The sequence below is a fragment of the Trinickia caryophylli genome, from assembly GCF_034424545.1.
GTDB lineage: Bacteria > Pseudomonadota > Gammaproteobacteria > Burkholderiales > Burkholderiaceae > Trinickia > Trinickia caryophylli.
Window position 1 is genome coordinate 3504596 of record NZ_CP139970.1, and the last position, 26550, is coordinate 3531145.

Below are 26550 nucleotides of genomic sequence, written 5' to 3' on the forward strand. Positions count from 1 at the left end.
TCGCGATCGTTCCCGCATGTCCGACCACATCCATCCCGAAGGTAACGAACAACCGAACCAGCCCGTGCGCGAGCCGGCCTGGGAGCGCGCCGCGCTCGAGCGCATCGCGCTTGCCGCCATCAACGAGCAGCGTGCTGCGCGGCGCTGGCGCATCTTTTTTCGCTTCGCCTTTTTGGCGATATTGGCGCTGATCGCCTTTGGGCTTTTCGATTCGTCGAGCGAGAAAGTGGCCGCCACGGGCCGGCATACGGCGCTCATTACGATCAATGGGGAGATCTCGGCCGATACGAACGCCAACGCGGAGGACGTCGGCCGCGCGCTGCGCCATGCGTTCGAGGACAGCGATACGGCCGGGGTCGTGCTGCAAATCGACAGCCCCGGCGGCAGCCCCGTGCAGGCCGGCATGATCAACGCCGAGATCGGTCGTCTGCGCAAGAAGTATCCTGGCACGCCGCTGTATGTGGTCGTCGGGGACATGTGCGCATCGGGCGGCTACTACATCGCGGCGGCGGGCGACAAGATCTACGTCGACCGCGCGAGCATTGTCGGCTCGATCGGCGTGCTGATGGACGGGTTCGGCTTCACGGGTCTGATGAGCAAGCTCGGCGTGGAGCGGCGGCTGCATACGTCGGGTGCCAACAAGGGCTTTTACGATCCGTTCTCGCCCGAGACGCCCGCGATGAACGAGCACGCGCAGGCGATGCTCGACGACATCCACAAGCAGTTCATCGATGCGGTACGCGCTGGCCGCGGCTCGCGCCTGCATGAAACACCGGACGTCTTCTCGGGTCTTTTCTGGACCGGCGAGAAGAGCGTCGAACTCGGTCTGGCCGACGGTTTCGGCGACACGGGCTACGTCGCGCGCGACGTGATCAAGGCGCCGCATATCGTCGACTACACGGTCAAGGAAAGCATTTCGGACCGTATCGCGCGCAAGTTCGGGTCCGCGGTTGGCAGCGCCGCCGTGCACGCGCTCGTCGGAGGCGGGCTGGGCCTGCGCTGAAAATGCCCGGCCGAGCCCAGGCGCGCGGAAAAACCGGAAGGCGCCCGTGAGCGTTCCCCGGCCCGGCCGGACCGGGGAACGCTATACCGCGAGCAGCAGGAAGATCGCCGGCCGCTTGTGCAACTCGAGCACGGCGGGATCCTTCTTCCAGGCCGAGATCGGGCGGCTCACGATTCGCTCGGTTTCGAGCGTGAGATCGACGGCGACGGCCACGAGCGTCGACGGAGCGCAACTGGCAACGAGTGCATCGAGCAGCGCGCGATTGCGATAGGGCGTTTCGATGAAAATCTGTGTCTCGCGCGCCTTGCGCGAGTGTGCCTCGAGCTCGCGCAGCCGCTTAGCGCGCTCGCCTGCGTCCACCGGCAAATAGCCATGAAAGGCGAAACGCTGGCCGTCCAGTCCCGATGCCATCAGCGCGAGCAGGATCGAGCTCGGGCCGACGAGCGGCACGACCTTCACGCCGCGCTCGTGGGCGCGCCGCACGAGCAGCGCGCCCGGATCCGCCACCGCGGGGCAGCCCGCTTCGGAAACGAGCCCCGCATCGGCGCCGGCGAGCACGGGTTCGAGCAGCCGGTCGATTTCGCCAGCGGGCGTCTTCACATTGAGTTCGCGGATCTCGATGTCCTGGATAGGCCGGTCGGTACCCACCTTCTTCAGGAACGCGCGCGTCGTCTTCGCGTTTTCGCCGATGTAATAGTGCAGCGACGCGGCGCGCGCGATCACGGCGGCAGGCAGCACGGCCGCGAGCGCCGCGGCGTCGCCCTCGCCGAGCGTGTTCGGAATCAGATAGAGAACGCCCGTCATCGCGCGCCGCCCAACAGCGGATAGCCAGCGGCGCGCAGCATGCGCGTGAGCGCGATGAGCGGCAGCCCGACGAGTGCGGTCGGGTCGTCGGACTCGATCGCCTCGACGAGCGCGATGCCGAGGCCCTCGGATTTTGCACTGCCCGCCACGTCGTACGGTGTCTCGGCGCGCAAGTAGGCGTCGAGTTGCGCGTCGGGTAGATCCCGGAACCGCACGCGCGTGACGACGTCCTCGGTCTGCGCGGTATCGCGAGTGGCGTCGAGCAGGCAGAGCGCGCTATGGAACTCGACCGTGCGTCCGCGCATCGCCTGAAGCTGGGCGAGCGCCTTGTCGTGCGTGCCGGGCTTGCCGATCTGGCGGCCGTCGAACGTGGCGACTTGATCGGAGCCGATGACGAAGAGCGCGCGCGGCCCGGCGGCCGCATTCGTGGCGCCTTCGCTTGCGGCGCGCTCGGCGACGGCGCGAGCCTTGAGTTCGGCGAGCCGCATTGCCGTGGCGGCCGGCGCCTCGCCGGGCAGCGGTGTTTCGTCGATCGAGGGCGAGCTGACCTCGAACGGCACGCGCAGCCGCTCGAGCAGCTCGCGGCGGTAGGGCGAGCTCGATGCGAGAATCAGTCGCGGCGGCTCAGCGGGAAAATCGGACATGATTTGAAAGTTGATGAACAAGCGTGATGGAACGTGAACGAAGCGTAAAGCAAGTCCTTCGGCGCAACGCGTCAGGCGGTTCGCCGTTCGCTCGATAAGTGTTTGACTTGAAACGGTAAAACAGATATAGTTACCGGCTTTTCGTGGCGGCTTGCGCCGTGCTGCGCGAATGCTGCCAAGTGGCTGGCGGATGCGTCGCTGGCGGATCGGGCGACTTCATCCGCTTGTAGTCCGGTCGAGCTGGGCCCGGGCGGAAACCGTGTCGCGCCGGGCTGGCCCAAAGCAAGCTGAAATATCCGGGTCCGGGCGTCGCTTTCGCTGGCGGCGCAGGGTCTGCAAGAGTCGAGGAGCGAGTCATGACGCAACAGGCTGGCAAGGCGGGCGGGGCCATCGATCCGCACGCGCTCGACGTCTTCGAATTCGCGCGCACCGGGCGTCAGGCAGCGGGCGCCCTGCGCGTTTCGCAACTGCCGCGAATGTTAAACGAAGTCCCGGCCGATGCGCCAGGGCGCGACACGGTGTTCACGTGGCAGGCCGAGGGTTCGACGCAGCCCGAGTTGCAAGACGACGGCAGCGAGGCTGAGCAGCCGTACCTGCGGCTTGCCGTGCACGGCTCCGCATGGCTCGAGTGCCAGCGCTGTTTGGCGCCGTACGCGCAGGCATTCGATGTCGACGCGACGTACAGGCTGGTGGCAACGGAGGCCGAGGCAGAGGAATATCCGCTCGACGACGACGAGATGGACGTGATCGTGGGTTCGCGCCAGTTCGATCTCGTCGACCTGATCGAAGAGGAGCTTTTGCTGGCGTTGCCGCTTGTGCCAAAGCACGAAGCTTGTCCCTCGGTGCACGAAAGCCTGGTGTCGGGCGTCGGCGGCGGCGAGGGCAACGAAAGCGGCGAAAGTGGCGAGAGCGGTGAAAGCGGTGCGGCGGATGAAGACGAAGGCGGCGAGGAGCGAGGCGGCAAGCCCAATCCGTTCGCCGCTCTCGAAGTGTTGAAGCGCGATGGCGGTGCCGGAGGCAAGAAGCACTGAGTCGCGGCGAGGATCTGTCTGCTTACTTTGTCTGTATGTAAACGGGTCTGAAAGTCGTAGCGCGATGCGGCGCGCCGGCCGATTGGCCAATGGCGTCTCGCCGGTCGGGCTGTGTTAGAATCCCAAAAATTTTTAGGAGTTACCATGGCAGTCCAGCAAAACAAGAAGTCGCCGTCGAAGCGCGGCATGCACCGCTCGCACGATTTCCTGAACGCGGCGCCCCTGGCCGTCGAGCCGAGCACGGGTGAAGTGCATCTGCGTCACCATGTCAGCCCGAATGGTTATTACCGCGGCAAGAAAGTCGTCAAGACGAAGAACGACTAATCGCTTCGCAAGCGATGCTCGCCTTGCTGGGCCGCGTCTCGCGCGGCCGGCGGCGTGCCTGACATTTTCCCGGCGCTACAGAAATGCGGCATTCAACTGCCGCTTTTTTGTGTCGCCCGCAGTTGGCGCGCAGTTGGCGGTTCGGCTGTCGGCAGCAGTGGGTGTTGCAGTACTTTGTTCTGCTCCACGCAGCGCACTGACCGCGGTTCGATGCCACGCGCCTGAAATCCGTCGCAGTCCATGACCATAACGCTCACGATCGACTGCATGGGAGGCGACCACGGCCCGTCCGTGACCGTTCCCGCGGCCGTCAGCTTCGTTCGTTCGCACGCCGATGCACGTCTCATGCTCGTCGGCCTCGAGGCCCCGATCCGGGCCCAGCTGAAGAAACTCAAAGCGCAGGATCTCGATGCGCTCACCGTCGTGCCGGCGTCCGAAGTCGTCGCGATGGACGACCCGGTCGAGGTCGCGCTTCGCAAGAAGAAAGACTCGTCAATGCGAGTCGCCCTGAACCTCGTGAAGGAACAGACGGGGCAGGCGTGCATTTCCGCCGGCAATACGGGCGCTTTGATGGCGGTGTCCCGCTATGTCCTGAAAACGCTCGCCGGCATCGAGCGGCCGGCCATTGCGTCCGCACTGCCGAATCCGCGCGGCTACACGATGATGCTCGACCTCGGCGCCAACGTCGATTGCGAACCGCAGCATCTGCTGCAGTTCGCCGAGATGGGGCACGCCCTCGTCTCGGCGCTCGAGGGCAAGGAGCGGCCGACGATCGGTCTGCTCAATATCGGCGAAGAAGTCATCAAGGGCAACGACACGATCAAGCGCGCCGGCGAGCTGCTGCGCGCGAGTACGCTCAACTTCTACGGTAACGTCGAAGGAAACGACATCTACAAAGGCACGACGGACGTTATCGTCTGCGACGGCTTCGTCGGCAACGTGGCGCTGAAGACGTCCGAGGGCCTGGCCCAGATGCTTTCCGACATCATCCGCGAGGAGTTCGGCCGTTCGCTGCTCACGAAGCTGATGGCCCTGTGCGCAATGCCCGTTCTCCTGCGCTTCAAGCGCCGTGTCGATCATCGGCAATACAACGGCGCGGCGTTGCTCGGCTTGCGCGGGCTCGTGATCAAAAGCCACGGGTCGGCCGATGCCTATGCGTTTGAGTGGGCTATCAAACGCGGGTATGATGCCGTCAAAAATGGCGTACTCGATCGCCTCGCGCGCGCAATGGAAGAGAACGCCTACCCGCTCGAGCAGGCATCGCGCGATGCCGGAGGCGCCGGCCATGCGAGCCCCGCTGGCCGTCCGGCCGAGCCCTATTCTGCGGTTTCTTCGAAAGCATAATGGCCCAATCGAACATCTATTCCCGCGTGCTCGGCACGGGCAGCTATCTGCCGGCGAACCGTGTCACGAATCAGGATCTGGCCGAGCGCCTCGCCGAGCACGGCGTGGAGACGAGCGACGAGTGGATCGTCGCCCGCACGGGCATCCAGGCCCGGCATTTCGCCGCGGCTGACGAGGCGACGAGCGATCTCGCGCTCAAGGCGTCGCAGCGAGCCATCGAGGCGGCGGGTGTCGACCCGCAGTCGATCGACCTAGTCGTCGTGGCCACCTCCACGCCGGACTTCGTGTTTCCGAGCACCGCTTGCCTGCTGCAGAACAAACTGCAGATCAAGAACAACGGCGCCGCGTTCGACATTCAGGCCGTTTGCTCCGGTTTCGCCTATGCCCTTGCGACGGTCGATGCGCTGATCCGCAGCGGCCAGCACCGCACGGCGCTCATCGTCGGTGCGGAGACATTCTCGCGCATTCTCGATTTCGACGACCGCACCACCTGCGTCCTTTTCGGCGACGGCGCGGGCGCGGTCGTGGTCGGCGCTTCCGAGGAGCCCGGCGTGCTCGCGAGCGCACTGCATGCCGATGGCAGTTACTCCAACATTCTCTGCGCACCTGGGCGCATCAACGACGGGGCCATCGCTGGCAGCGCATTTCTTCACATGGACGGCCAGGCGGTCTTCAAGCTCGCGGTCAACGTGCTCGAGAAGGTGGCGGTCGAGGCGTTGGACAAGGCGCATATGACGCCCGACCAGGTCGATTGGCTGATTCCGCACCAGGCCAACATCCGTATCATGACGAGCACGTGCCGCAAGCTCGGCTTGCCGCAGGAGCGCATGATCGTTACCGTCGGCGAGCACGGCAATACGTCCGCCGCCTCGATCCCGCTTGCGTTCGACCTCGCCGTGCGCGACGGACGCATCCGGCGTGGCCAGAACGTATTGATCGAAGGCGTGGGCGGCGGCTTCACGTGGGGTGCGTCGGTCATTCGCTATTGACGCGGCGGCGCGGCAGGGCCATACGATGCGCGCCGCGGTACGCGCGCGCCGTGTCGTGCGCCCATTCCCGCAGACTTCAGCAATTTTGGGGGCGATATGAAATTTGCGTTCGTTTTTCCGGGGCAGGGATCGCAAGCGGTCGGCATGCTCAATGCATTCGCCGATCAGGCCGTCGTGCGTGAAACGCTTCAGGAAGCTTCCGACGCGCTGGGTCAGGACATCGGCAAGCTGATTGCCGAGGGGCCGGCCGACGAATTGAACCTGACGACGAATACGCAGCCCGTCATGCTGAGCGCCGCTTATGCGGTCTACCGCGCGTGGCAGCAGGCAGGGGGTGCGACGCCCGCGATTGTCGCGGGCCATAGCCTGGGCGAATATACGGCGCTCGTCGCCGCCGGCGCACTGGCTTTCCGGGATGCCGTGCCGCTCGTGCGCTTTCGCGCCGAAGCGATGCAGACGGCCGTGCCGGTGGGCGTCGGCGGAATGGCCGCCATCCTCGGCCTCGACGACGAAACCGTGCGCGACGTATGCGCGCAGGCCGCGCGCGAGGGGGCTGGCGTGGTCGAAGCCGTGAACTTCAATGCGCCGGCCCAGGTCGTGATCGCGGGCCACAAGGCGGCAGTCGAAAAGGCCTGCGAACTCGCGAAGGGCAAGGGCGCGAAGCGCGCGCTGCCGCTGGCTGTTTCAGCGCCGTTTCACTCATCGCTGCTCAAGCCCGCGTCGGACCGCCTGCGCGAGTATCTGGCGAGCGTCGAAGTGCATGTGCCGCACATTCCGGTCCTCAACAACATCGACGTTGCCACCGCCATGGAGCCCGCCGCGATCAAGGACGCGCTCGTCAGGCAGGCAGCCGGCCCGGTGCGCTGGGTCGAGTGCGTACAGGCCATGGCGAAGACAGGTGTCACGCACGTCGTTGAATGCGGTCCCGGCAAGGTGCTCGCGGGGCTCACGAAGCGCATCGACGGCAACCTCGTCGGAGCGGCGATTGCCGATCCGGCATCGCTCGAAGAGGCGCTCAAGCTCGTCGCGGGCTGACTCGGCCGGATTTCGCTCAACGGAGTCGCCCGCCTTTTCGGGGCGGCAGCGACAGGTTATTCGGATAAATCATGGAAAAAGCACTCGATAAACAGACCGCGCTCGTGACGGGCGCTTCGCGCGGTATCGGCCGCGCGATCGCGCTCGAACTGGCGCGGCAGGGCGCCACGGTGATCGGCACGGCGACGAGCGAGTCGGGCGCCAGGGGCATCGACGAGGCATTCGGCGCGGCCGGCCTGTCGGGCCGCGGCGCCGTCCTCGACGTGCGCGACGGTGCGGCCGTCGAGGCACTCGTTGAATCGGTCGTCAAGGAATTCGGTGCGCTCAACATCCTCGTCAATAATGCCGGCATCACGCAGGATCAACTCGCGATGCGCATGAAGGACGACGAGTGGGACGCCGTCATCGATACGAACCTGAAAGCCGTATTCCGGCTCTCGCGCGCAGTGCTCCGGCCGATGATGAAGGCGCGGGGCGGGCGCATCATCAACATCACGTCGGTGGTCGGCTCGGCGGGTAATCCGGGCCAGGTCAATTACGCGGCCGCGAAGGCCGGTGTGGCGGGCATGACACGTGCGCTTGCGCGCGAAATCGGCAGCCGCGGCATCACGGTCAATTGCGTTGCGCCGGGTTTCATCGACACCGATATGACGAAAGTGCTGCCCGAGGAGCAACAGACGGCGCTGAAGACGCAGATCCCGCTCGGGCGCCTTGGCAGCCCGGAGGACATCGCGCACGCGGTGGCCTTCCTGGCATCGCCGTTCGCCGGCTACGTCACGGGCACGACGCTGCACGTGAATGGCGGCATGTTCATGTCGTAACCGAATTCATGTACTATCCGCGCCTTGGTGCATTTTCTCCGGAAAAATGCCGCCCTGGCGCGTGCCTTACGGCCGGTCTCGCGCGCGCGTTTTCGGGAAGGCAAACCTGATAAAATGCGCGCACTTGCATTTTTGAACTTTTTTCCCTCGGAGGGGTAATGGACAACATCGAACAGCGCGTCAAGAAGATCGTCGCGGAACAACTGGGCGTCGCGGAAGCGGAAATCAAAAACGAAGCCTCGTTCGTGAACGACCTTGGCGCCGACTCGCTCGACACGGTCGAACTGGTCATGGCCCTCGAAGACGAGTTCGGCATGGAAATTCCCGACGAAGAAGCCGAGAAGATCACGACCGTTCAGCAAGCGATCGACTACGCTCGCGCGAACGTCAAGGCCTGAGGCCGGTCGTCTATTTCTGCTTTTCGCGCTGGCCGCGTTCGACGCGTGAGTCACATCCGGTGAGTCACATCCGATGTCGACGCTGGTGCCGAATTCATAGCCACAGGGCTCACAGGGCAGGTCCCTGTGGCCACTGTGGCTTTTGTTTTTGTCATTCTATGGAAAAGGGGTTACCGTGAGCCGCCGTCGTGTTGTTGTTACAGGCCTTGGGCTGGTGTCGCCTGTTGGCAATAATGTTGCCGATGGGTGGGCCAATCTGGTCGCCGGCAAGTCCGGCATCGCGAACATCACCAAGTTCGACGCTACGAACTACTCGACCCGCTTTGCCGGCGAGGTGAAGGGTTTCAACGTCGAGGAGTACATGCCGGCGAAGGAAGCCCGCCACATGGATACATTTATCCATTACGGCATGGCGGCCGGGATTCAGGCGATGCAAGACAGCGGCCTCGAGGTCACCGAGGCGAATGCCGAGCGCATTGGCGTTCTGGTCGGTTCGGGCATCGGCGGGTTGCCGATGATCGAAATCACCCAGACGGAGCTGCTCAACCGCGGCCCCCGCCGCATTTCGCCGTTCTTCGTGCCGGCTTCGATCATCAACATGATCTCGGGGCACTTGTCGATGAGGTTTGGCCTGAAGGGGCCTAATCTCGCGATCGTCACGGCCTGTACGACGGGTCTGCACTGTATTGGCGATGCTTCGCGCCTCATCGAGTACGGCGACGCCGACGTGATGGTGGCGGGCGGTGCAGAGGCCACGGTGTCACCGCTTGGCATCGGCGGCTTCGCGGCGGCGCGTGCGCTCTCGCAGCGCAACGACGATCCGGCCACGGCGAGTCGCCCCTGGGACAAGGACCGCGATGGCTTCGTCCTCGGCGAGGGCGCCGGCGTGATGGTGCTCGAGGAGTACGAGCATGCGAAGGCCCGCGGGGCGAAGATTTATGCCGAGATTGCCGGGTACGGCATGAGCGCCGATGCGTATCACATGACCGCGCCGCTCGAAGATGGCGACGGTGCGCGCCGCTGCATGCAGGCCGCGTTGCGCAACGCGCGTGTCAACGCCGACGAGGTGAACTACGTCAACGCGCATGGCACCTCGACGCCGCTCGGCGATCTGGCCGAAACCATCGGCATCAAGCGCGCGCTTGGCGATCAGGCCAAGCGGACCGTCGTCAATTCGACGAAGTCGATGACGGGCCACCTGTTGGGCGGTTCGGGCGGCCTCGAGGCGGTGTTTACGGTGCTCGCCGTGCACAATCAGGTGTCGCCGCCGACGATCAACATCTTCAATCAAGACCCCGAGTGCGATCTCGATTACTGCGCGAACACGGCGCGGGAACTGAAGATCGACGTGGCGCTCAAGAACTCGTTCGGGTTCGGCGGCACCAACGGCACACTCGTGTTCAAGCGCGTCTGATCACGCGCGCCGTCGCCGCTTGAACGACGAGTCCGGCTGCTTTTCATCGGCGCGAGCGACGCAGCCGCTCGCGCTGCGCCGCTCGCCGTTTCTTGCCGCGGCGACGTTCTCATTTGCGCTGCTCGCCGGCGTTTGCGTTCATCTCGTCGCCGCCCCGCGCGGCGCTTCGCTGGCAGGTGCGGCGACGCTTGCCGCGCTCTGGCTCGCGGCGCGGGCTCACGCGCGCCGGCAGCCCGCGGCGCTCGTCTTCGAGCCGGGCGGCATTGCCGCGCACGACCTCGAGGGCAGGGCGGTCGTGCATGGCGCGATTGCGGGCTGCATGCATTGGGCTGGCCGTCTGCTCGTTATCTCGGTGAGGCCGCACGGCGGCGGCCGGGCCGTGCGGATCGTGGTGGCGAGCGATGCGCTCGGCGCCGAGGCGTTTCGCGAGTGCGCGGTCCGGGTGCGCCAGGCTGCTCATTCGTTTCTGTAACGTCGGTAACGGCCGTTACAGATGCCGCATGAGGCGCAGACGGGGACGGTACAATAGCGCTCCACGCCACGCCCTATACAAGCCAACACGGACGACTCATCAGTGAGCGAAAAAGAAATTGACCAGGTACTCGTCGAACGCGTGCAAAAAGGCGACAAAGCCGCGTTCGAACTCCTGGTTGCGAAATATCATCGCAAGATCATTCGGCTGATTTCGCGCCTCGTGCGCGATCCGGCCGAGGTCGAGGATGTGGCTCAGGATGCGTTCATCAAGGCTTATCGCGCGTTGCCGCAGTTTCGCGGCGAATCGGCTTTTTATACCTGGCTGTACCGCATCGCCGTCAACACGGCGAAGAACTATCTTGCCACGCAAAGCCGGCGCGCCCCCACTTCCACCGAAGCGGACGCAGAGGAAGCTGAAACTTTCTCGGACGCGGATCAACTAAGGGATATCAATACGCCCGAGTCGGTGCTGATGAGCAAGCAGATCGCGCAGACGGTCAACGCGGCCATGGCCGTGTTGCCCGAGGAACTGCGCGTGGCGATCACGCTTCGCGAGATCGAAGGCCTCAGCTACGAGGAGATCGCGGAAATGATGGGCTGCCCGATCGGCACCGTGCGCTCGCGAATTTTTCGCGCGCGCGAGGCGATTGCGGCAAAATTGCGTCCGCTGCTCGATACGCCGGAGGGCAGGCGCTGGTAAGCGGTAGCCTGCGGCGTTGCAGGAAGCGCGGCGGGCTGTGCGGGGTAGTTACACGGGGTGTATGAAGATGGGGAGCGTCATGGGGTCGGTGTCCAAGCAATCGCAGGCGTGCTCGCGAGACGAGCGTCTATCCGCCTTGGTCGACGGTGAGTGGTTCGGCGAGTCGGAGCCCGCAGGCGATCTGCTCGCGGGCTTGAGCGGAGCGGATCGGGCGGCATGGTCCAGCTATCATTTGATCGGCGATGCCTTGCGCTCCGACGATCTGGCCGTTCATCCGGCCAAGAGCGACGCTTTTCTGCGCGGTTTTGCCGCGCGGCTGGAGGCCGAGCCGCACGTCCTCGCACCGGCCGCCTCGAAGGGCTCGCACCGTGGGTTTACGCTCTCCACGATCAAGCGGCGCGTCGTGCCGGGCCTCGCGGTCGCTGCCGCGGCCGCGACGCTGAGCTGGATCGTACTGCCCCAGCTGCAGCGCGCCGATGCGCCGCAGGCGCCGTTACAGACGGCTTCGGTCGCAATGCGGCCCGTCGCGTCGAGCGCGGCCGACACGAACATCATCCGCGACGCACGGCTTGACGACTATCTCGAAGCGCACCAGCAGTTCGCGCAACAACCGGTGTTGTCAGGCTCGGAGCCTTTCATCCGCGCTGCGGCGCTGAGCTCGCAGGGTCGATAAGCTGATGCCGACATCGCGGTTCGGGCGCCTCGCCGCTTTCGGGCGCTTGCCGGCGCTGCTGTGCGCAGCCATTTTGCTCCTGCCGTGTGCCGAGGCCGCGCGAGCGGCCAGCCAGCCCGCCGCCGCGTCGAGCGATCGGGGTGCGGCGTCGTGGCTCGGTCGCATTGCACATGCGGCGAGGCAGGAGAATTACGAAGGTGTCTTCGTCTACCAGCGCGGCACGTTCGTGCAGTCCTCGCGCATCGCTCACTATGCCACGCGAGGCGAGGGCGAATTCGAGTCCCTCGAAAGCCTCGACGGCAAGCCGCGCAAGCTGCTGCGCCATGACGACGACGTATACACGTTTCTGCCCGAGCGGCATTTATGCATCGTCGAGCGCCGGCAAAACAAGGACGCGTTTCCGGCCCTGCTGAGCGATGGCGACCAGCAGGTACTGACGGTCTACGACCCGAAGCTGCTGGGGACCGACCGCGTGGCCGGCATCGACGCGCAGGTGATCGAACTCGCGCCGAAGGATGCCTATCGTTTCACTTACAAGCTGTGGGCCGACGCCAAAACCGGGCTGCTTTTGCGCGAGCAGACGCTCGACGCGAGCGGTCAGGTGCTGGAGCAGGTGTCGTTCACGCAACTGCGCGTCGGGGTGCCGGCGGAAAAGGCGCGGATTGCCGCAGGCATCCGCAATACGTCGGGCTGGACGCTCGTGCGCCCGCCGGCCGAGCCCGTCGACATGGAAGCCCACGGCTGGACGATCGCGCCAGATGTGCCGGGTTTTCGTAAAATCCGCGAAGTGCGGCGGCCGATGGCCGCGCGCGATGCCGGCGCACCTGCGATTCCAGTCGATCAGGCCGTGTTTTCGGATGGTCTGACAACGGTCTCCGTCTTCATCGAGCCGGCCGAAAAGAACTCCCGCAAGGAAGGCGCGGGCGAGAGCGGCGCTACGCACGTGCTCGTCACGCGCCATGGTGATTACTGGATCACCTTGCTTGGCGAGGTTCCGCAAGGCACACTGCAGGTCTTCGCCTCTGCCATAAAATACAAGGCTCCCAAGTAACGCTTCGCTCGACCCCGTTTATGACGATTTCCTCGGTGCGCAAACTCTTCGCGGCCGCGGCGGTGCTTGCGTGCCTGCCGCTGATGCCGCATACGGCCATGGCCGTGCCGGCGGCAAGCCTGCCCGATTTCACCGATCTCGTCGACAAGGTCGGCCCAGCGGTGGTCAACATTCGCACGACCACCCGGGTTTCGAGCCTGCCCACGCAGCGGGCGATGCCGCCCGGCGCCGATGACGGGGATATGTCGGAGTTCTTCCGGCGCTTTTTCGGTATTCCGCTGCCGCAGGCGCCGAATAGCCCGAACAGTCCGAACACGCCGCGCGGCGGCGACAACGGCGGCCCCGACACGCCCGATGGCGGAGACAACGAACAAAGCGCCGGCGTGGGGTCGGGATTCATCTTGTCGGCCGACGGCTATGTCATGACGAATGCGCACGTCGTCGACGACGCCGACACGATCTACGTCACGCTCACCGACAAGCGCGAGTTCAAGGCGAAGTTGATCGGTGCCGACGATCGCACCGACGTTGCGGTGGTGAAGATCAACGCGGCCAGTCTGCCCACGGTGACGATCGGCGATTCGGACAAGGTGCGCGTGGGCGAATGGGTCGTGGCGATCGGCTCGCCTTTCGGGCTCGATAATACGGTGACGGCCGGCATCGTCAGCGCCAAGGGGCGCGACACGGGCGATTACCTGCCTTTCATCCAGACCGACGTGGCCGTCAACCCCGGCAACTCGGGCGGCCCGCTCATCGACATGCAGGGGCGGGTGATCGGCATCAATTCGCAGATCTACAGCCGCACGGGCGGCTTCATGGGTATTTCGTTCGCGATTCCGATCGACGAGGCGATGCGCGTGGCCGATCAGCTCAAGGCCACGGGCAAGGTCGTACGCGGCCGTATCGCGGTGGCTGTGGGGCAGGTGACGAAAGACGTGGCCGAATCGCTGGGTCTGCCGAAGGCGGGTGGGGCGCTCGTGAGCAGCGTCGAACCCGGCGGGCCCGCCGACAAGGCGGGTATTCAACCCGGCGACATCATCCTGAAATTCAACGGTATGTCGGTCGACACCGATACCGACCTGCCGCGGCTCGTGGGCGAAACGAAGCCCGGTACGAAATCGACTGTCACGATCTGGCGCAAGGGGCGAACGAGCGATCTGTCAGTAACGGTGGCGGAGACGCCTTCCGACAAGGCCGCCAAGGCCGCGGCCGAGCGTCAGGCGCCAACCCCGAAGGCACCGTCGCACAATGCGCTCGGCATTACGGTCGGGGACCTCTCGGCCGACCAGCAAAAGGCGCTGAAGCTGCGCCGCGGCGGCGTGGAGGTCCAGTCGGTCGAAGGGCCGGCGGCACGCGTCGGCTTGCAAAAGGGGGACATCATCTTGCGGGTCGGCGATGCCGACGTCACGAGCGCCAAGGAATTCAATCAGGCCGTGGCGCACCTCGATCCGCAAAAGACGGTGGCCGTGCTCGTGCGCCGGGGCGATAATACGCAATTCGTGCCCATTCGCCCGCGGGCCGCGCCGCAGAAATGACGGCGCCCACGGCAATGGCGGGGCAAAGCCCGCAGCAGGCCTTGCAGCCAAACGCTCGGTTGATCGTCTATGGGCGCCAATGGTGCCACCTCTGCGAGGAGATGCTCGCGGCGCTCGCGCCTGTTGCGGCGGAGTTCGGCGCGCGGATAGAAGTAATCGACGTCGATACCGACCCGGTACTCGAGGCGCGTTACGACGAACTCGTGCCGGTGCTCATGCTCGATGGCATCGAGCTGAGCCGCTACCGGCTCGATGAGCCGCGTGTGCGAGCGGCGCTCGACGCCCGTCGCGCGGGCGGCACGGCAAAATCCGCCTGACGAGGGCCATTTCGGCTAAAATAACCCGGTTTTTCACGTACTTACGAGGCGTGCTCCGCAGTTGTCCGAGCGCGCCTTTTTCGCTTCGGGACAGCCCCAATCGGCACTGAATGGATCATATTCGCAACTTTTCGATCATTGCGCACATCGACCACGGCAAGTCGACGCTCGCCGATCGCATTATTCAACTCTGCGGCGGCTTGTCCGATCGCGAAATGGAATCGCAGGTGCTCGATTCGATGGATCTCGAGCGCGAGCGCGGCATCACCATCAAGGCACAAACGGCCGCGCTCAGCTATCGCGCGCGTGACGGAAAGGTTTACAACCTCAACCTGATCGACACGCCGGGCCACGTCGACTTTTCTTACGAGGTGAGCCGCTCGCTTTCGGCCTGTGAAGGCGCGCTGCTCGTGGTGGATGCGAGCCAGGGCGTCGAGGCGCAGACCGTCGCGAACTGCTATACCGCGATCGAACTCGGCGTCGAGGTCGTGCCCGTACTCAACAAGATCGACCTGCCCGCCGCCAACCCCGAGAACGCCATCGCCGAGATCGAGGACGTCATCGGCATCGACGCCGCCGACGCCGTGCGCTGCAGTGCGAAGACGGGGCTCGGTGTCGAGGACGTGCTCGAGGCGCTGATCGCCAAGGTGCCGCCGCCGCAAGGCGACCCCAACGCACCGCTGCAGGCGCTCATCATCGATTCATGGTTCGACAACTACGTCGGCGTGGTCATGCTCGTGCGCATCGTCAACGGCACGTTGCGGCCCAAGGACAAGATCAAGCTGATGGCGACCGACGCGCAGTACCCGGTCGAGCATATCGGGGTCTTCACGCCGAAGTCGAAGAACCTCGAGTCGCTATCGGCAGGGCAGGTGGGCTTCATCATCGCCGGCATCAAGGAACTGACGGCCGCCAAGGTCGGCGATACGGTCACGCTTGCCGCGAAGCCTGCCGCCGAGCCGCTGCCCGGCTTCAAGGAAGTCAAGCCGCAGGTGTTCGCGGGGCTTTATCCGGTCGAGGCGAACCAGTACGATGCGCTGCGCGAGTCACTCGAAAAGCTCAAGCTCAACGACGCCTCGCTGCAGTACGAGCCCGAAGTGTCCCAGGCGCTCGGCTTCGGCTTTCGCTGCGGCTTTCTCGGCCTGCTGCACATGGAGATCGTGCAGGAGCGGCTCGAGCGCGAGTTCGACATGGACCTCATCACCACGGCGCCCACCGTTGTCTATGAGGTCATGCTCAACGACGGCTCCACGGTCATGGTCGAGAACCCGGCCAAGATGCCTGATCCGTCGAAGACGGCCGAGATCCGCGAGCCTATTGTCACCGTGAACCTGTATATGCCGCAGGATTACGTCGGGTCGGTCATCACGCTGTGCACGCAAAAGCGCGGCTCGCAGATCAACATGCAGTATCACGGCCGCCAGGTGCAGCTCACGTACGAAATCCCGATGGCGGAAATCGTGCTCGACTTCTTCGACCGGCTGAAGTCGGTGTCGCGCGGCTACGCCTCGATGGATTACGAGTTCAAGGAGTACCGGGCGTCGGACGTCGTCAAGGTCGACATGCTGATCAACGGCGACAAGGTCGACGCGCTGTCCGTCATCGTCCACCGCTCGCAGTCGCAATACCGTGGGCGCGAGGTTGCCGCCAAGATGCGTGAGATCATTCCCCGGCAGATGTACGACGTGGCGATCCAGGCCGCGATCGGTGCGCATATCATCGCGCGCGAGAACATCAAGGCGCTGCGCAAGAACGTGCTTGCAAAATGCTATGGCGGCGACATCACGCGCAAGAAGAAGCTGCTCGAAAAGCAAAAAGAAGGCAAGAAGCGAATGAAGCAGGTGGGGTCGGTGGAAATCCCGCAGGAGGCCTTTCTCGCGATCTTGCGCGTCGAAGACAAATAACAAAGGGTTCCGCATAAATGAATTTCGCGTTGATTCTGTTTGTGCTCGTCATCTTGACGGGCCTCGCGTGGGTTGCCGACAAACTGGTGTTTCTGCCCCGCCGGCGTCGCGCGGCGGATGAGGCGGCCGCGGAGTTCGACCGCCAGCAAGCGCGCATCGATGCGCGCTTCGCCGACGAAAACGCGGCGCAAACGCGTGCACGCCTGCGCGAGGAAAAGCTGCGCCAGCCGTGGTGGCTCGAGTACACGGCCAGTTTCTTCCCCGTGATTCTGGTCGTTTTCCTCGTGCGCTCGTTCGTCGTCGAGCCGTTCAAGATTCCGTCGGGCTCAATGGTGCCGACGCTGCTCGTCGGCGATTTCATCCTCGTCAACAAGTTCGATTACGGCCTGCGGCTGCCGATCGTGAATACGAAGATCACGGCTGGCCGGCCGCTTCAGCGTGGCGACGTCGTGGTGTTCCGCTACCCGAAAGACGAGTCGGTCGACTACATCAAGCGCGTGGTCGGTTTACCGGGTGACGTCGTGGCTTACGAAGACAAGAAGCTCACGATCAACGGCAAGCCCGTGACCGAGACGCCACTGCCCGACTACTTCGACGAGGAGCGTGTGGGCTATGCGAAGCAGTTCGAAGAGGCGTTCGGCGACCGCAAGAACGCGATTCTGAACAACCCCGCCGTGCCGCCCTTTGTCATTGGGGCGGAAGACTACCCCTATCGCGACAACTGTTCGTACAACAGCCGCGGAGTCGTCTGCAAGGTGCCGCCCGGCCATTACTTCATGATGGGCGACAACCGCGACAACAGTGCCGACAGCCGGTACTGGGGCTTCGTGCCGGATGCCAACATCGTTGGCCGCGCGTTCTTCATCTGGATGAACTTCAGTAATCTGAAGCGTATCGGCTTCTTCCAATGAGCCGCACGAGGCGTCGCTCACGCGGCGCCATTCGATCCCGCTTCGATCCTGCTTCGATCCCGCTTCCCCCGAGCGTCAACCCTGCCTAACCGGACGGGCTGACGCGCGCGTTATACTCTGCACATGCCGCTATCTCCGCTGGAAAGCCGGTTGCGCTACGAATTTCGCAATGCGGAATTACTGCGCCAGGCCCTCACTCACCGCAGTCATAGTGCCTCGCACAACGAACGGCTCGAATTTCTGGGCGACTCCGTTCTGAATTGCGCGGTGGCTGCGTTATTGTTTCAGCGATTCGGCAAGCTCGACGAAGGCGACCTCTCGCGCGTACGCGCCAACCTCGTCAAGCAGCAATCGCTCTACGAAATTGCTCAGGCCCTCAATATTGCCGAGGGGTTGCGTCTCGGCGAGGGCGAGTTGCGCAGCGGCGGCTACCGGCGGCCTTCGATCCTGGCCGATGCCTTCGAGGCTGTGCTGGGGGCGGTGTTCCTCGATGGCGGTTTCGAGGCGGCGCAGGGTGTCATCAAACGCCTGTACGTGCCAATCCTCGATCACATCGATCCGCGCACGCTCGGCAAGGATTCCAAGACGTTGCTGCAGGAGTACCTGCAGGGCCACAAGATCGCATTGCCCACCTATACGGTGGTCGCCACGCATGGTGCGGCGCACAATCAACAGTTCGAGGTCGAGTGCACGGTGCCGAAGCTCGAGGTGAAGGTCTCGGGCTCAGGGGCGAGCCGGCGCGCCGCCGAGCAGGCGGCCGCCAAGAAGGCGCTCGACGAAGTCATGGCGCGCGCGCCGGCCATGGAAGTCAAGGCCAGGCGCTCGCGCAGCGCGCGTACCGGCAAGCACGTCGAGCCGGAAATCGTGCCGGGCGTGAAGGGCGTGCAGGCGGCGCTCGATTTGCGCGCGCCCGAGCGCAAGTCCGATCGGGACAAGGCGCCGCGCGGCGATACGAAGCCGGTGCCCGCGCCGGAGGCTGGCGCCGAGCGCGCGGCCGCCGTGCCGCCGGCGATGATCCGCGCCGCTCACGTGGAGCACAAGCCGGCGCCGCGAGCGGGGGAGAGCACGCCGAAAGGCGAACCCCCGGCCAGGGGCGAGGGGCAGTCGAAGGACGAGCCGGCACCCCGTACCGACGCTGGGGCAACCAGGGCTGCCGCCGAGTCCATCGGGCAGCCCGTCAGGGGCGAGAGCGCCTCGAAAGCCGAGCCCGGCGCGAAGAGCGACGCGGTCGCGAAGGGCGCGCCATCAAGGGCCGAGACGCCGCGCGCGTCGGGCGGCGACGCCGAACTCGTTTCCGACGTGGCTGCGGGCGCGCGCCCGCGCGCGGCCGAACCCGATCATTCATGAGCGAATTTCGCGCTCCGGCACGCCATGCGGTGCCGGAGCGCATCCCCTCTGCGCAGCCAGCACCATGACAGAAACTATTTCCCCCGGCTTTCGCTGCGGCATGATCGCCATCGTCGGCCGACCCAACGTCGGCAAATCGACGCTGATGAACGCGCTCGTCGGCCAGAAGATCAGCATCACGTCGCGCAAGGCGCAAACGACGCGCCACCGCATTACCGGCATCCATACCTTCGACGATGCGCAATTCATCTTCGTCGATACCCCGGGTTTTCAGACGCAGCACAGCGGGGCACTGAACCGGTCGCTGAACCGGGCCGTCACCTCGACGCTCAGTTCCGTCGATGCGGTCCTGTTCGTGGTCGAGGCGGGCCGCTTCGGCCCGGACGACCAAAAGGTGCTCGATCTGATCCCGCCGTCGGCACCCACGCTCTTGATCGCCAACAAGCTCGACCGCGTAGCCGACAAGAAATCGCTGTTCCCGTTCCTGCAAAAGATGGGCGCGCTGCGTGAGTTCCGGGAAGTGGTGCCGCTCTCGGCGAAGCGGCATGAAGACATCGAGCATCTGCTCGCGACGCTCAAGCCTTATCTGCCGGAGGGCGAGCCGATCTACGGCGAAGACGATCTGACCGATCGCAGCGAGCGCTTTCTCGCAGCCGAGATCCTGCGCGAGAAAGTGTTCCGCTGGACCGGCGACGAGTTGCCGTACACGAGCACGGTGCTCATCGACAAATTCGAAACCGAAGGGCGCCTGCGCCGCGTGTTCGCAACGATTCTCGTCGATCGCGATGGGCACAAGGCCATGATCATCGGCCAGAAGGGTGCGAAGCTCAAACAGATCAGCACCGAGGCGCGGCTCGACATGGAGAAGCTCTTCGGCGGGCCCGTCTACCTCGAGACGTTCGTCAAAGTGAAAAGCGGCTGGGCCGACAACGAAGCCGGGCTGCGTGCCTATGGCTACGAATGACGCCTGCATGAACGTCGTGGCCGCCGACGACGGCGGCGAGGCCCCGGCCGAGCCGGAGGCCAAGGAATCGCGCAAAGCCGCGCGGCGCGGGGGCGCGCGTGCATCCGACTATCGCATTGCCGAGCAGCCCGCGTTCGTCCTGCATAGCTATCCGTATCGCGAGACGAGTCTCGTGATCGACGTGTTTTCGCGCGATCACGGCCGCGTCGCGCTCGTGGCGAAGGGAGCCAAGCGTCCGCATTCGGCCCTGCGCGGCGTGCTGCAGACGTTCCAACCGCTCGCGTTGTCCTGGTCGGGCAAGTCGGAAATGCGCACGCTGACGGGGGCCGAATGGGTAGGCGGCATGCTGCCGCTCTCGGGCGATGCGCTCTTCAGCGGGTTTTACGTCAACGAACTGCTCGTGAAGTTTCTCGCGCGCGAAGACCCGCACCCTCCGCTTTTCCATCATTACGTGGTCACCCTTACGCGCCTTGCGCACGACGAGCCCGCCGCACAGGTGCTGCGCTCGTTCGAGCGTATGCTGTTGCGCGAAACCGGCTATGCGATGTCGCTTGCGCGTACCGTCGCGCGCAAACCCGTGACGGCCGAAGGCCGCTACGTCTTCGATCCCGAGCGGGGCGTGCGCGAGGCGGCGCCCGAGTTGCCGTCGCATTGGCCGATCGTCTCGGGTCAGACGTTGCTCGACATGGAAAGCGACGATTACCATCGGGTGCAGACCGTCGCGCAAAGCAAGGCGCTGATGCGCTTTTTGCTGAATATCTATCTCGGTGGCGCGCCGCTCGCGACGCGCCAGATTCTGATCGACTTGCAGAACCTATGAGCTTCTTTCTGACGTCTCCCAATGTGATCGATCTCGGTGTCAACATCGATCACGTCGCCACGCTGCGCAACGTGCGCGGCACGCGCTACCCCGACCCGATCCGCGCGGCGCTCGCCGCCGAAGATGCCGGTGCGGATGCGATCACCCTTCATCTGCGCGAGGACCGTCGCCATATCGTCGACGCCGACGTGCGCGCGCTGCGCCCGCAACTGAAAACCCGGATGAACCTGGAGTGCGCGGTGACGCCGGAGATGCTCGACATCGCGTGCGAGGTGCGTCCGCACGACGTGTGCCTCGTGCCCGAGAAGCGCAGCGAGTTGACGACCGAGGGCGGGCTCGACGTTGCCGGCCATTTCGAGGCTGTTCGCGCGGCCTGCCGCCAACTTGCCGATGCCGGTTCGCGCGTGTCGCTTTTCATCGACGCCGATGAGGCGCAGATCCGCGCGGCGCAGGAGGCGGGCGCCCCCGTGATCGAGCTGCACACGGGCCGCTATGCCGATGCACACGACGAGGCCGGGCAGCGCGCCGAATACGAGCGGATCGTGCGCGGTGTCGCGCTCGGCGCGTCGCTGGGTTTGAAGGTCAACGCGGGCCATGGTCTGCATTACACGAACGTGCAGCAGATCGCGGCGATCGAGGGCATCGTCGAGCTCAACATCGGTCATGCGATCGTGGCTCAGGCTGTCTTCTGCGGCTGGGAAAACGCCGTGCGCGAGATGAAGGCGATCATGGTCGCGGCACGGCTTGCCGCGGCTCGGTGAGCGATCGGCCATGGCGATCTACGGTATCGGCACGGATCTGGTCCAGGTGAGCCGCGTCGCCGGCGTGATGTCGCGCACGGGCGGGCGCTTTGCCGAGAAGGTGCTCGGGCCCGACGAGTTGCGCGTTTATCACGCCCGCCGCGCACGTTCCGAGGCGCGTGGGCTCGCTTACCTCGCTACGCGTTTCTCGGCCAAGGAAGCGTTCTCGAAAGCCATCGGTCTCGGCATGCATTGGCCGATGACCTGGCGCGCGGTGCAAACGCTCAACGAGCCGAGCGGCAAGCCGTTCGTCGTGGCGTCCGGCGAGCTTGCGCAATGGCTCGCGGCACGTGGCATTACCGCGACCGTGACGCTCAGCGACGAGCGCGATTATGCAGTGACGTTCGTTGTGGCGGAAACGAGCGAGAGGAGCAATGCCTGCGACGCCACCGAAGATAAAGCGAGCGTCGGCGGCAACGCCGCCGACGCCGCCGGCCGCTCCGTGAAGCGCGGCAAGATGGGCCAGGCGGGCCGGGCGGGGCACTGATGCCGCCTGGCTCGCGCCGGCCGGAGCCTGCGCGAGCTCGTTGTTTCACGAAGCCATTCATCCACTCATTCGCGATCCCTCGACCTGCCAACCGATGAAGTGCATTCCCGGACCGATCATGCTCGATATCGAGGGCACTGCCCTCGGCGAAGCCGACATACGGCGCCTGTCCCATCCCATGACGGGCGGCGTGATCCTCTTTGCCCGTCATTTCCAGAACCGTGCGCAGCTTGCGGCGCTGACGGCTGCCATTCGAGCCGTACGCGACGATATTCTCATCGCCGTCGATCATGAGGGCGGCCGTGTGCAGCGGTTCCGCACCGACGGCTTCACGGTGTTGCCGCCGATGCGGCGCCTGGGCGAGCTATGGGACGAGGACGTGCTGCTGGCGACCAAGGTGGCAACGGCGACCGGTTACGTACTGGCCGCCGAATTGCGCGCGGTCGGCATCGACATGAGCTTTACGCCCGTGCTCGATCTCGATTACGGGCACTCGCAGGTGATCGGCAATCGCGCGTTCCATCGCGACCCGCGTGTCGTCGCGCTGTTGGCCAAGAGCCTCACCCACGGGCTCGCGCTCGCCGGAATGAGCAATTGCGGCAAGCATTTTCCGGGGCACGGCTGGGCAAGCGCCGATTCTCATGTGGCGTTGCCGGTGGACGACCGCCCGCTCGCAACGATCCTCGGCGACGATGCGATGCCCTACGATTGGCTCGGCGTGGCACTGGACGCCGTGATTCCGGCCCATGTTATCTACGAGAAGGTGGACGGCAAACCTGCAGGGTTCTCGCGACTTTGGCTGCAGGATATCCTGCGCGGCAAATTGGGCTTCACGGGGGCGATTTTCAGCGACGACCTCTCGATGGAAGCGGCGCGTGCGGGCGGGACGTTGACCCAGGCGGCCGCGGCGGCGCTCGAGGCCGGCTGCGACATGGTGCTCATCTGCAACCAACCCGAGGCTGCCGAGCGTGTGCTCGTCGAGTTGCAGCATGCGACGTCGAGCGAGTCCGCGGCCCGCATCGCGCGGATGCGCGGCCGAGGCGGTGCGCCAGCCTGGGACGACCTCATGGTCGAGCCTCGCTATCGACAAGCCCTGGAACTGCTCGGGCGTACCGTCGGCTGAGCGCGATGCGCCGCCGGGAGCCCGCGCCGGCGGGCGGCCCCGCTCACGAGAGCTTCATGCGCTGAAGTTTGTTGTAGAGCGTCTTGGGGCTGATGCCGAGGAGTGTGGCGGCGCGATGCCGTGTGCCGCCCACCGCATCGAGCGTGGCGCGGATCAGCAGATCCTCCACGTCCGACAGCGGCGTACCCACCGCAACCTGCACGCTGCCGCCGTTCAACCGTCGCCCGCCGATCGTCGTCATTTCGTCCGCGCGCAAGGTGTCGACGATATCGTCCGATACGTTGTAGGCGCGGCGCACGCGCTCATGAAGCTCGCGTACATTGCCGGGCCAGTCGTAGCTCAGGCATTCGCGCACGAGGTTCGGCCCGATGCGTTTGTTGACGGTCGCGAGGCCGCTCGCGTTGACCTCGCGGTTCAGGTCGTCGACGAGCGCTTCCGCGAGCAGCACCGCATCGTCGTCGCGCTCGCGTAGCGGCGGCAGCGCGATCGATGCGGCATCGAGCCGCAGCCAAAGGTCCTCGCGCAGCGTGCCCTCGGCAACGGCCTCGCGCGGCGGCTTGCGCATCGTCGCGACGATACGGCAATCGAGGCTCACCTGCGTCGTGCCGCCGACACGCGTGTACATCTGCGAATCGAGCGCTTTGCGCAAAGCCTCCTGCTGAGGCAATGGCAGCTCGGCAATTTCGTCCAGAAAAAGGGTGCCGCCGGCAGCCTGTTCGATGAGGCCGGGCTCCCGCCGCTCCGTACCCGCCGCTGCGCCGGGCTCCTGCCCGAAGAGCAGTGCGTCGAGCGGGCGGTCCCCACCTTCGCGCGCGAGCGTGCGGCAATCGAACACGACGAATGGGCCTTTGCGGCGCCGGCTCATCTCGTGCAGCGTACGCGCCGCGACTTCCTTGCCGGTGCCCGCTTCGCCGCAGATCAGCACTGCGGCTTCCGTTGGCGCGAGGCGCTCGATCGTGTCGTAGACGTGCTGGATCGCCACGCTGCGGCCGATCATGGGCCCGAAGCGGCCCAGGCGGCGCAGCTTTGCACGCAAGGTTTGAACTTCCTCGGTGAGCTCGTAGGGGCGGGGAATCCGCGCAAGGAGACTGCGCAGGCGCGGGATGTTGACGGGCTTCAGCAGATAATCCCAGATGCCGTGACGCAGGCCCTCGATAGCGCTCTCCACGGTGGCGTTGCCGGTCATCACGATGACGGGCAGCACGCCGTCGGGCTGTGCCGGCAGGTGCGAAAGGAGATCGAGGCCGCTACCGTCGGGCAGATTCAGATCGATCAGCACGACATCCGGAATGAAGCGGCTCAGCGCCGCGCGCGCTTCGGCGAGCGAGACGGCCGTGTCGACGGAAAAGCCGTCGGCGGCAACGATCGCGGACAGGCCGGACAAGCTGTTGGGATCGTCTTCGACAATCAGAGCATGTCGCATAGCGGGCGCTATCAATCAGATTCGAGGAGTCGGCCAGGCACGGCGCGGCGACGAAAACGTTTCAGGCCCGAAGGCCGATGGAACGGGCAAGCATCTTTCGCACCAGCGATTTTTCTGTTTTGTATACAAGGGCTTATGGTTTCTTGTCGCAAGGGTCCCATAGTGGGGCCACAAAAAATGGAAAAAACGACCGGTAAAGTTTTCTTAACCATACACGACTCATACGAAAAAAAAAGCGCCCCGAAGGGGCGCTTTCCCGGATACCGAGCGGGCGACTTCTGTGCGCGCGCCGGCATCGGCCGCATCGCGCGTTATGCGCGGCTGCGATATTCGTGCGTGCGCGTATCGATTTCGATTTTATCGCCGATGTTGCAAAAGAGCGGTACCTGGAGCTCGAAGCCGGTGTTGAGCTTGGCCGTCTTCAGGACCTTGCCCGACGAGGTATCGCCCTTGACCGCCGGTTCCGTATACGTGATTTCACGTACGAGCGTGGTCGGCAGTTCCACCGAGATGGCCTTGTCGTTGTAGAACACGACTTCGCAAGCCATGCCGTCTTCGAGGTAGTTGAGGGCGTCGCCCATCATTTCCTGCTCGACTTCGTATTGGTTGTAGTCGGCATCCATGAAGACGTACATCGGGTCAGCGAAGTACGAGTAGGTGACTTCCTTGCGGTCGAGCACCACGACGTCGAATTTGTCGTCGGCCTTGTAGACCGTTTCCATGCCGGCGCCCGTGAGGAGGTTCTTGAACTTCATCTTGACGACGGCTGCGTTGCGGCCCGATTTGTTGTACTCGGCTTTTTGCACGACCATGGCGTCGTTACCGATCATCACGACGTTTCCGGTACGCAGTTCCTGTGCGGTCTTCATAAAAAAACTGTCCTTGCAAATGAAAAGTGCATGTCGTTCAACGGCATCGATCGCGGCATCGAGCACGCCAGGAACCGCCGTTGGAGATAACCGCTTATTTTAACTGGCTTTTTGCAAACTGCGCTAGGTTCGCGGCAAGATCGCCGAGTAACGCCAGTTCGCCGGCCCACTGCGGGCCGCGCGCCCGGAGGGCGGCGCGGTGCGACCAAAAGTCCGCCCAGTCGGGTGTTCCGGCCCCGTTCCATGCGTGCCAGAAACGATCGACCGCGGCGCGCGCGCGCGCCGGCAACGCCGCCGCGTAATGCGCGAGCGCCGCATCGAGCTTCGGCAGGTGCGCCGCATCGGCCTGCGGGTAGATGTGCCAGACGAAGGGCCGCTCGGCCCACTGCGCCCGCACGAATGAGTCCTCCCCGCGCACGAAGTTCACATCGGATGCCCACAGCAGCGCGTCGAACTCCAACTGCGGCACGAATGGGAGCGCATGCGCGCGAACGCTGCCGCGCTCGGCGATGCTGCCCGCGACGAAAGAGGACAAGCCGTAAAAGCGCGCGAGCGCACCCGACAGGCGGCCCTCGGGCACGAGCAACACGATCGGTGCGGTGCCGTCGCGCCATTGCTCCAGCAGCACATCGACCGCCGGGTTCTCATAGGCGAAAAGCGAGATGACCGTCGCATCGCCGGCCGGCGGCGGCCCGGAAGTCGCGCGTTGCCACCAGGCCTCGCGTGCCGCGCCGGATCCCTCGAACGCCATACGGGCGGCGTCGAGACCGCGCTCCTTGAGGACGCCGCCCGTACCGGGGCCGAGACCGGGAAAAAAGAACGTTTTCGTCAGTGGGTAGCGCGGATGCGGCGATGGTTTCAGATGAAACTCCGCGACCCAGTCTTCGGCACTGAGGTACTCGACGTTGATCCACACCGGCGCGCGCTCGCGTCGGGCCATGGCCGCGACATAGCCGGACGGCAGTTCGCAGGCGAACGCCTCGATGACGACGTCGGCCACCTCGAGCATGTCGCCCGCGTGGAGCGGTTCGCGCCAGTGCTCGATCGCGACGCCGTGGCAGGTCTGGCGAACGAGCGAGACGTCGAGTGCCGGCTCGAGCCGCGCGAAAGTGTGGAGGTCGTCGACGTAGAGGCGCACCTGCCAGCCTTGTTCGGCGGCGAGTTGGCGCGCGAGCCGCCAGCACACGCCCACGTCGCCGAAATTGTCGATAACGGCGCAAAAGATGTCGCAGGCGATCTGCGGTGCGCGGGCGGCTGGCGTGGCGGCGGACATCGGGGTGGGGCGGGCGGACCGGGCGCCGGCCCAAATGTTCTAAACTTGCGATTCTAAAGCAGGCCGACGCAC

General features: G+C 64.9%; 28 protein-coding genes. 23 read left to right on the plus strand and 5 right to left on the minus strand.

The genetic code is table 11. The features are described from left to right. The first annotated feature begins 16 nt into the window (after positions 1 to 16). A complete protein-coding gene (locus tag U0034_RS15880; RefSeq protein ID WP_085226615.1) occupies positions 17 to 1003 on the plus strand; it encodes a S49 family peptidase in 987 nt (328 codons plus the stop codon). A gap of 81 nt (positions 1004 to 1084) precedes the next feature. Here the strand turns inward: U0034_RS15880 and U0034_RS15885 are convergent, their stop codons facing one another. After that, positions 1085 to 1807, minus strand: a complete 723-nt coding sequence (locus U0034_RS15885; RefSeq protein ID WP_085226617.1) for an SAM-dependent methyltransferase — start codon at positions 1805 to 1807, stop codon at positions 1085 to 1087. Then, entirely contained in the window at positions 1804 to 2451 is a 648-nt protein-coding gene (locus U0034_RS15890; protein WP_085227233.1) for a Maf-like protein, read from the minus strand. The genes U0034_RS15885 and U0034_RS15890 overlap by 4 nt, the downstream gene beginning before the upstream one ends. Before the next feature lie 356 nt (positions 2452 to 2807). On the opposite strand from U0034_RS15890, the gene U0034_RS15895 reads away from it, so the two are divergent. The 22 genes from U0034_RS15895 to nagZ all read left to right on the plus strand — a co-directional run bounded on the left by U0034_RS15895 (position 2808) and on the right by nagZ (position 22913). Continuing rightward, complete coding sequence (locus tag U0034_RS15895) at positions 2808 to 3482, plus strand: DUF177 domain-containing protein (protein WP_085226619.1); 675 nt, start codon at positions 2808 to 2810, stop codon at positions 3480 to 3482. A 144-nt stretch (positions 3483 to 3626) separates the two neighbouring features. Further along, positions 3627 to 3806 carry a 50S ribosomal protein L32 gene (gene rpmF / locus U0034_RS15900; RefSeq protein WP_007741736.1) on the plus strand — a complete coding sequence of 60 codons (180 nt, stop codon included), beginning with the start codon at positions 3627 to 3629 and terminating at the stop codon, positions 3804 to 3806. A 240-nt stretch (positions 3807 to 4046) separates the two neighbouring features. Further along, complete coding sequence (plsX, locus tag U0034_RS15905) at positions 4047 to 5150, plus strand: phosphate acyltransferase PlsX (protein ID WP_085226621.1); 1104 nt, start codon at positions 4047 to 4049, stop codon at positions 5148 to 5150. Beyond that, positions 5150 to 6139 carry a beta-ketoacyl-ACP synthase III gene (locus tag U0034_RS15910; RefSeq protein WP_085226623.1) on the plus strand — a complete coding sequence of 330 codons (990 nt, stop codon included), beginning with the start codon at positions 5150 to 5152 and terminating at the stop codon, positions 6137 to 6139. The genes plsX and U0034_RS15910 overlap by 1 nt, the downstream gene beginning before the upstream one ends. A 96-nt stretch (positions 6140 to 6235) precedes the next feature. Then, positions 6236 to 7174, plus strand: a complete 939-nt coding sequence (fabD, locus tag U0034_RS15915) for an ACP S-malonyltransferase (RefSeq protein ID WP_085226625.1) — start codon at positions 6236 to 6238, stop codon at positions 7172 to 7174. 71 nt (positions 7175 to 7245) lie between these two features. Continuing rightward, positions 7246 to 7995, plus strand: coding sequence for a 3-oxoacyl-ACP reductase FabG (fabG, locus tag U0034_RS15920; RefSeq protein WP_085226627.1), 750 nt, complete (start codon positions 7246 to 7248; stop codon positions 7993 to 7995). A gap of 158 nt (positions 7996 to 8153) precedes the next feature. Beyond that, entirely contained in the window at positions 8154 to 8393 is a 240-nt protein-coding gene (acpP, locus tag U0034_RS15925; RefSeq protein ID WP_004197638.1) for an acyl carrier protein, read from the plus strand. A gap of 175 nt (positions 8394 to 8568) precedes the next feature. After that, positions 8569 to 9807 (plus strand): beta-ketoacyl-ACP synthase II, encoded by a 1239-nt coding sequence (gene fabF / locus U0034_RS15930; RefSeq protein ID WP_085226630.1) that lies wholly within the window; start codon positions 8569 to 8571, stop codon positions 9805 to 9807. A 19-nt stretch (positions 9808 to 9826) separates the two neighbouring features. Further along, a complete protein-coding gene (locus U0034_RS15935) occupies positions 9827 to 10279 on the plus strand; it encodes a hypothetical protein (RefSeq protein WP_085226632.1) in 453 nt (150 codons plus the stop codon). Between the two features lie 102 nt (positions 10280 to 10381). Then, entirely contained in the window at positions 10382 to 10981 is a 600-nt protein-coding gene (gene rpoE / locus U0034_RS15940) for an RNA polymerase sigma factor RpoE (RefSeq protein WP_085226634.1), read from the plus strand. 79 nt (positions 10982 to 11060) lie between these two features. After that, positions 11061 to 11654 (plus strand): sigma-E factor negative regulatory protein, encoded by a 594-nt coding sequence (locus U0034_RS15945; protein ID WP_085226636.1) that lies wholly within the window; start codon positions 11061 to 11063, stop codon positions 11652 to 11654. A 4-nt stretch (positions 11655 to 11658) separates the two neighbouring features. Continuing rightward, positions 11659 to 12705, plus strand: a complete 1047-nt coding sequence (locus tag U0034_RS15950; protein ID WP_085226638.1) for a MucB/RseB C-terminal domain-containing protein — start codon at positions 11659 to 11661, stop codon at positions 12703 to 12705. A gap of 20 nt (positions 12706 to 12725) precedes the next feature. Next, positions 12726 to 14240, plus strand: coding sequence for a DegQ family serine endoprotease (locus U0034_RS15955; RefSeq protein ID WP_085226640.1), 1515 nt, complete (start codon positions 12726 to 12728; stop codon positions 14238 to 14240). Continuing rightward, positions 14237 to 14557: a glutaredoxin family protein gene (locus U0034_RS15960; RefSeq protein ID WP_386092097.1), complete on the plus strand. Its 321-nt coding sequence runs from the start codon at positions 14237 to 14239 to the stop codon at positions 14555 to 14557. Before U0034_RS15955 ends, U0034_RS15960 begins: the two co-directional genes overlap by 4 nt. 110 nt (positions 14558 to 14667) lie before the next feature. Further along, on the plus strand, positions 14668 to 16461 hold the full coding sequence (gene lepA / locus U0034_RS15965; protein WP_085226642.1) for a translation elongation factor 4: 1794 nt from the start codon (positions 14668 to 14670) through the stop codon (positions 16459 to 16461). A 17-nt stretch (positions 16462 to 16478) separates the two neighbouring features. Beyond that, entirely contained in the window at positions 16479 to 17372 is an 894-nt protein-coding gene (lepB, locus tag U0034_RS15970; RefSeq protein ID WP_085226644.1) for a signal peptidase I, read from the plus strand. A gap of 123 nt (positions 17373 to 17495) precedes the next feature. Continuing rightward, positions 17496 to 18719, plus strand: a complete 1224-nt coding sequence (gene rnc / locus U0034_RS15975) for a ribonuclease III (RefSeq protein WP_085226646.1) — start codon at positions 17496 to 17498, stop codon at positions 18717 to 18719. A 100-nt stretch (positions 18720 to 18819) separates the two neighbouring features. Then, positions 18820 to 19683, plus strand: coding sequence for a GTPase Era (gene era / locus U0034_RS15980; protein WP_085226648.1), 864 nt, complete (start codon positions 18820 to 18822; stop codon positions 19681 to 19683). Further along, a complete protein-coding gene (gene recO, locus U0034_RS15985; protein WP_085226650.1) occupies positions 19670 to 20503 on the plus strand; it encodes a DNA repair protein RecO in 834 nt (277 codons plus the stop codon). The genes era and recO overlap by 14 nt, the downstream gene beginning before the upstream one ends. Next, positions 20500 to 21264, plus strand: a complete 765-nt coding sequence (pdxJ, locus tag U0034_RS15990; RefSeq protein WP_085226652.1) for a pyridoxine 5'-phosphate synthase — start codon at positions 20500 to 20502, stop codon at positions 21262 to 21264. The genes recO and pdxJ overlap by 4 nt, the downstream gene beginning before the upstream one ends. A gap of 10 nt (positions 21265 to 21274) precedes the next feature. Beyond that, positions 21275 to 21790 (plus strand): holo-ACP synthase, encoded by a 516-nt coding sequence (acpS, locus tag U0034_RS15995; RefSeq protein WP_233212097.1) that lies wholly within the window; start codon positions 21275 to 21277, stop codon positions 21788 to 21790. A gap of 94 nt (positions 21791 to 21884) precedes the next feature. Next, positions 21885 to 22913 (plus strand): beta-N-acetylhexosaminidase, encoded by a 1029-nt coding sequence (gene nagZ, locus U0034_RS16000; protein WP_085226654.1) that lies wholly within the window; start codon positions 21885 to 21887, stop codon positions 22911 to 22913. 43 nt (positions 22914 to 22956) lie between these two features. Here nagZ and U0034_RS16005 read toward each other — a convergent pair whose 3' ends face one another. From U0034_RS16005 to earP, 3 genes are all read right to left on the minus strand, one after another. Next, entirely contained in the window at positions 22957 to 24336 is a 1380-nt protein-coding gene (locus U0034_RS16005) for a sigma-54-dependent transcriptional regulator (protein WP_085226657.1), read from the minus strand. Positions 24337 to 24647: 311 nt separating this feature from the next. After that, positions 24648 to 25205 (minus strand): elongation factor P, encoded by a 558-nt coding sequence (efp, locus tag U0034_RS16010; RefSeq protein WP_085227235.1) that lies wholly within the window; start codon positions 25203 to 25205, stop codon positions 24648 to 24650. Between the two features lie 94 nt (positions 25206 to 25299). Next, positions 25300 to 26478, minus strand: a complete 1179-nt coding sequence (gene earP, locus U0034_RS16015) for an elongation factor P maturation arginine rhamnosyltransferase EarP (RefSeq protein WP_085226659.1) — start codon at positions 26476 to 26478, stop codon at positions 25300 to 25302. Positions 26479 to 26550 lie beyond the last annotated feature (72 nt).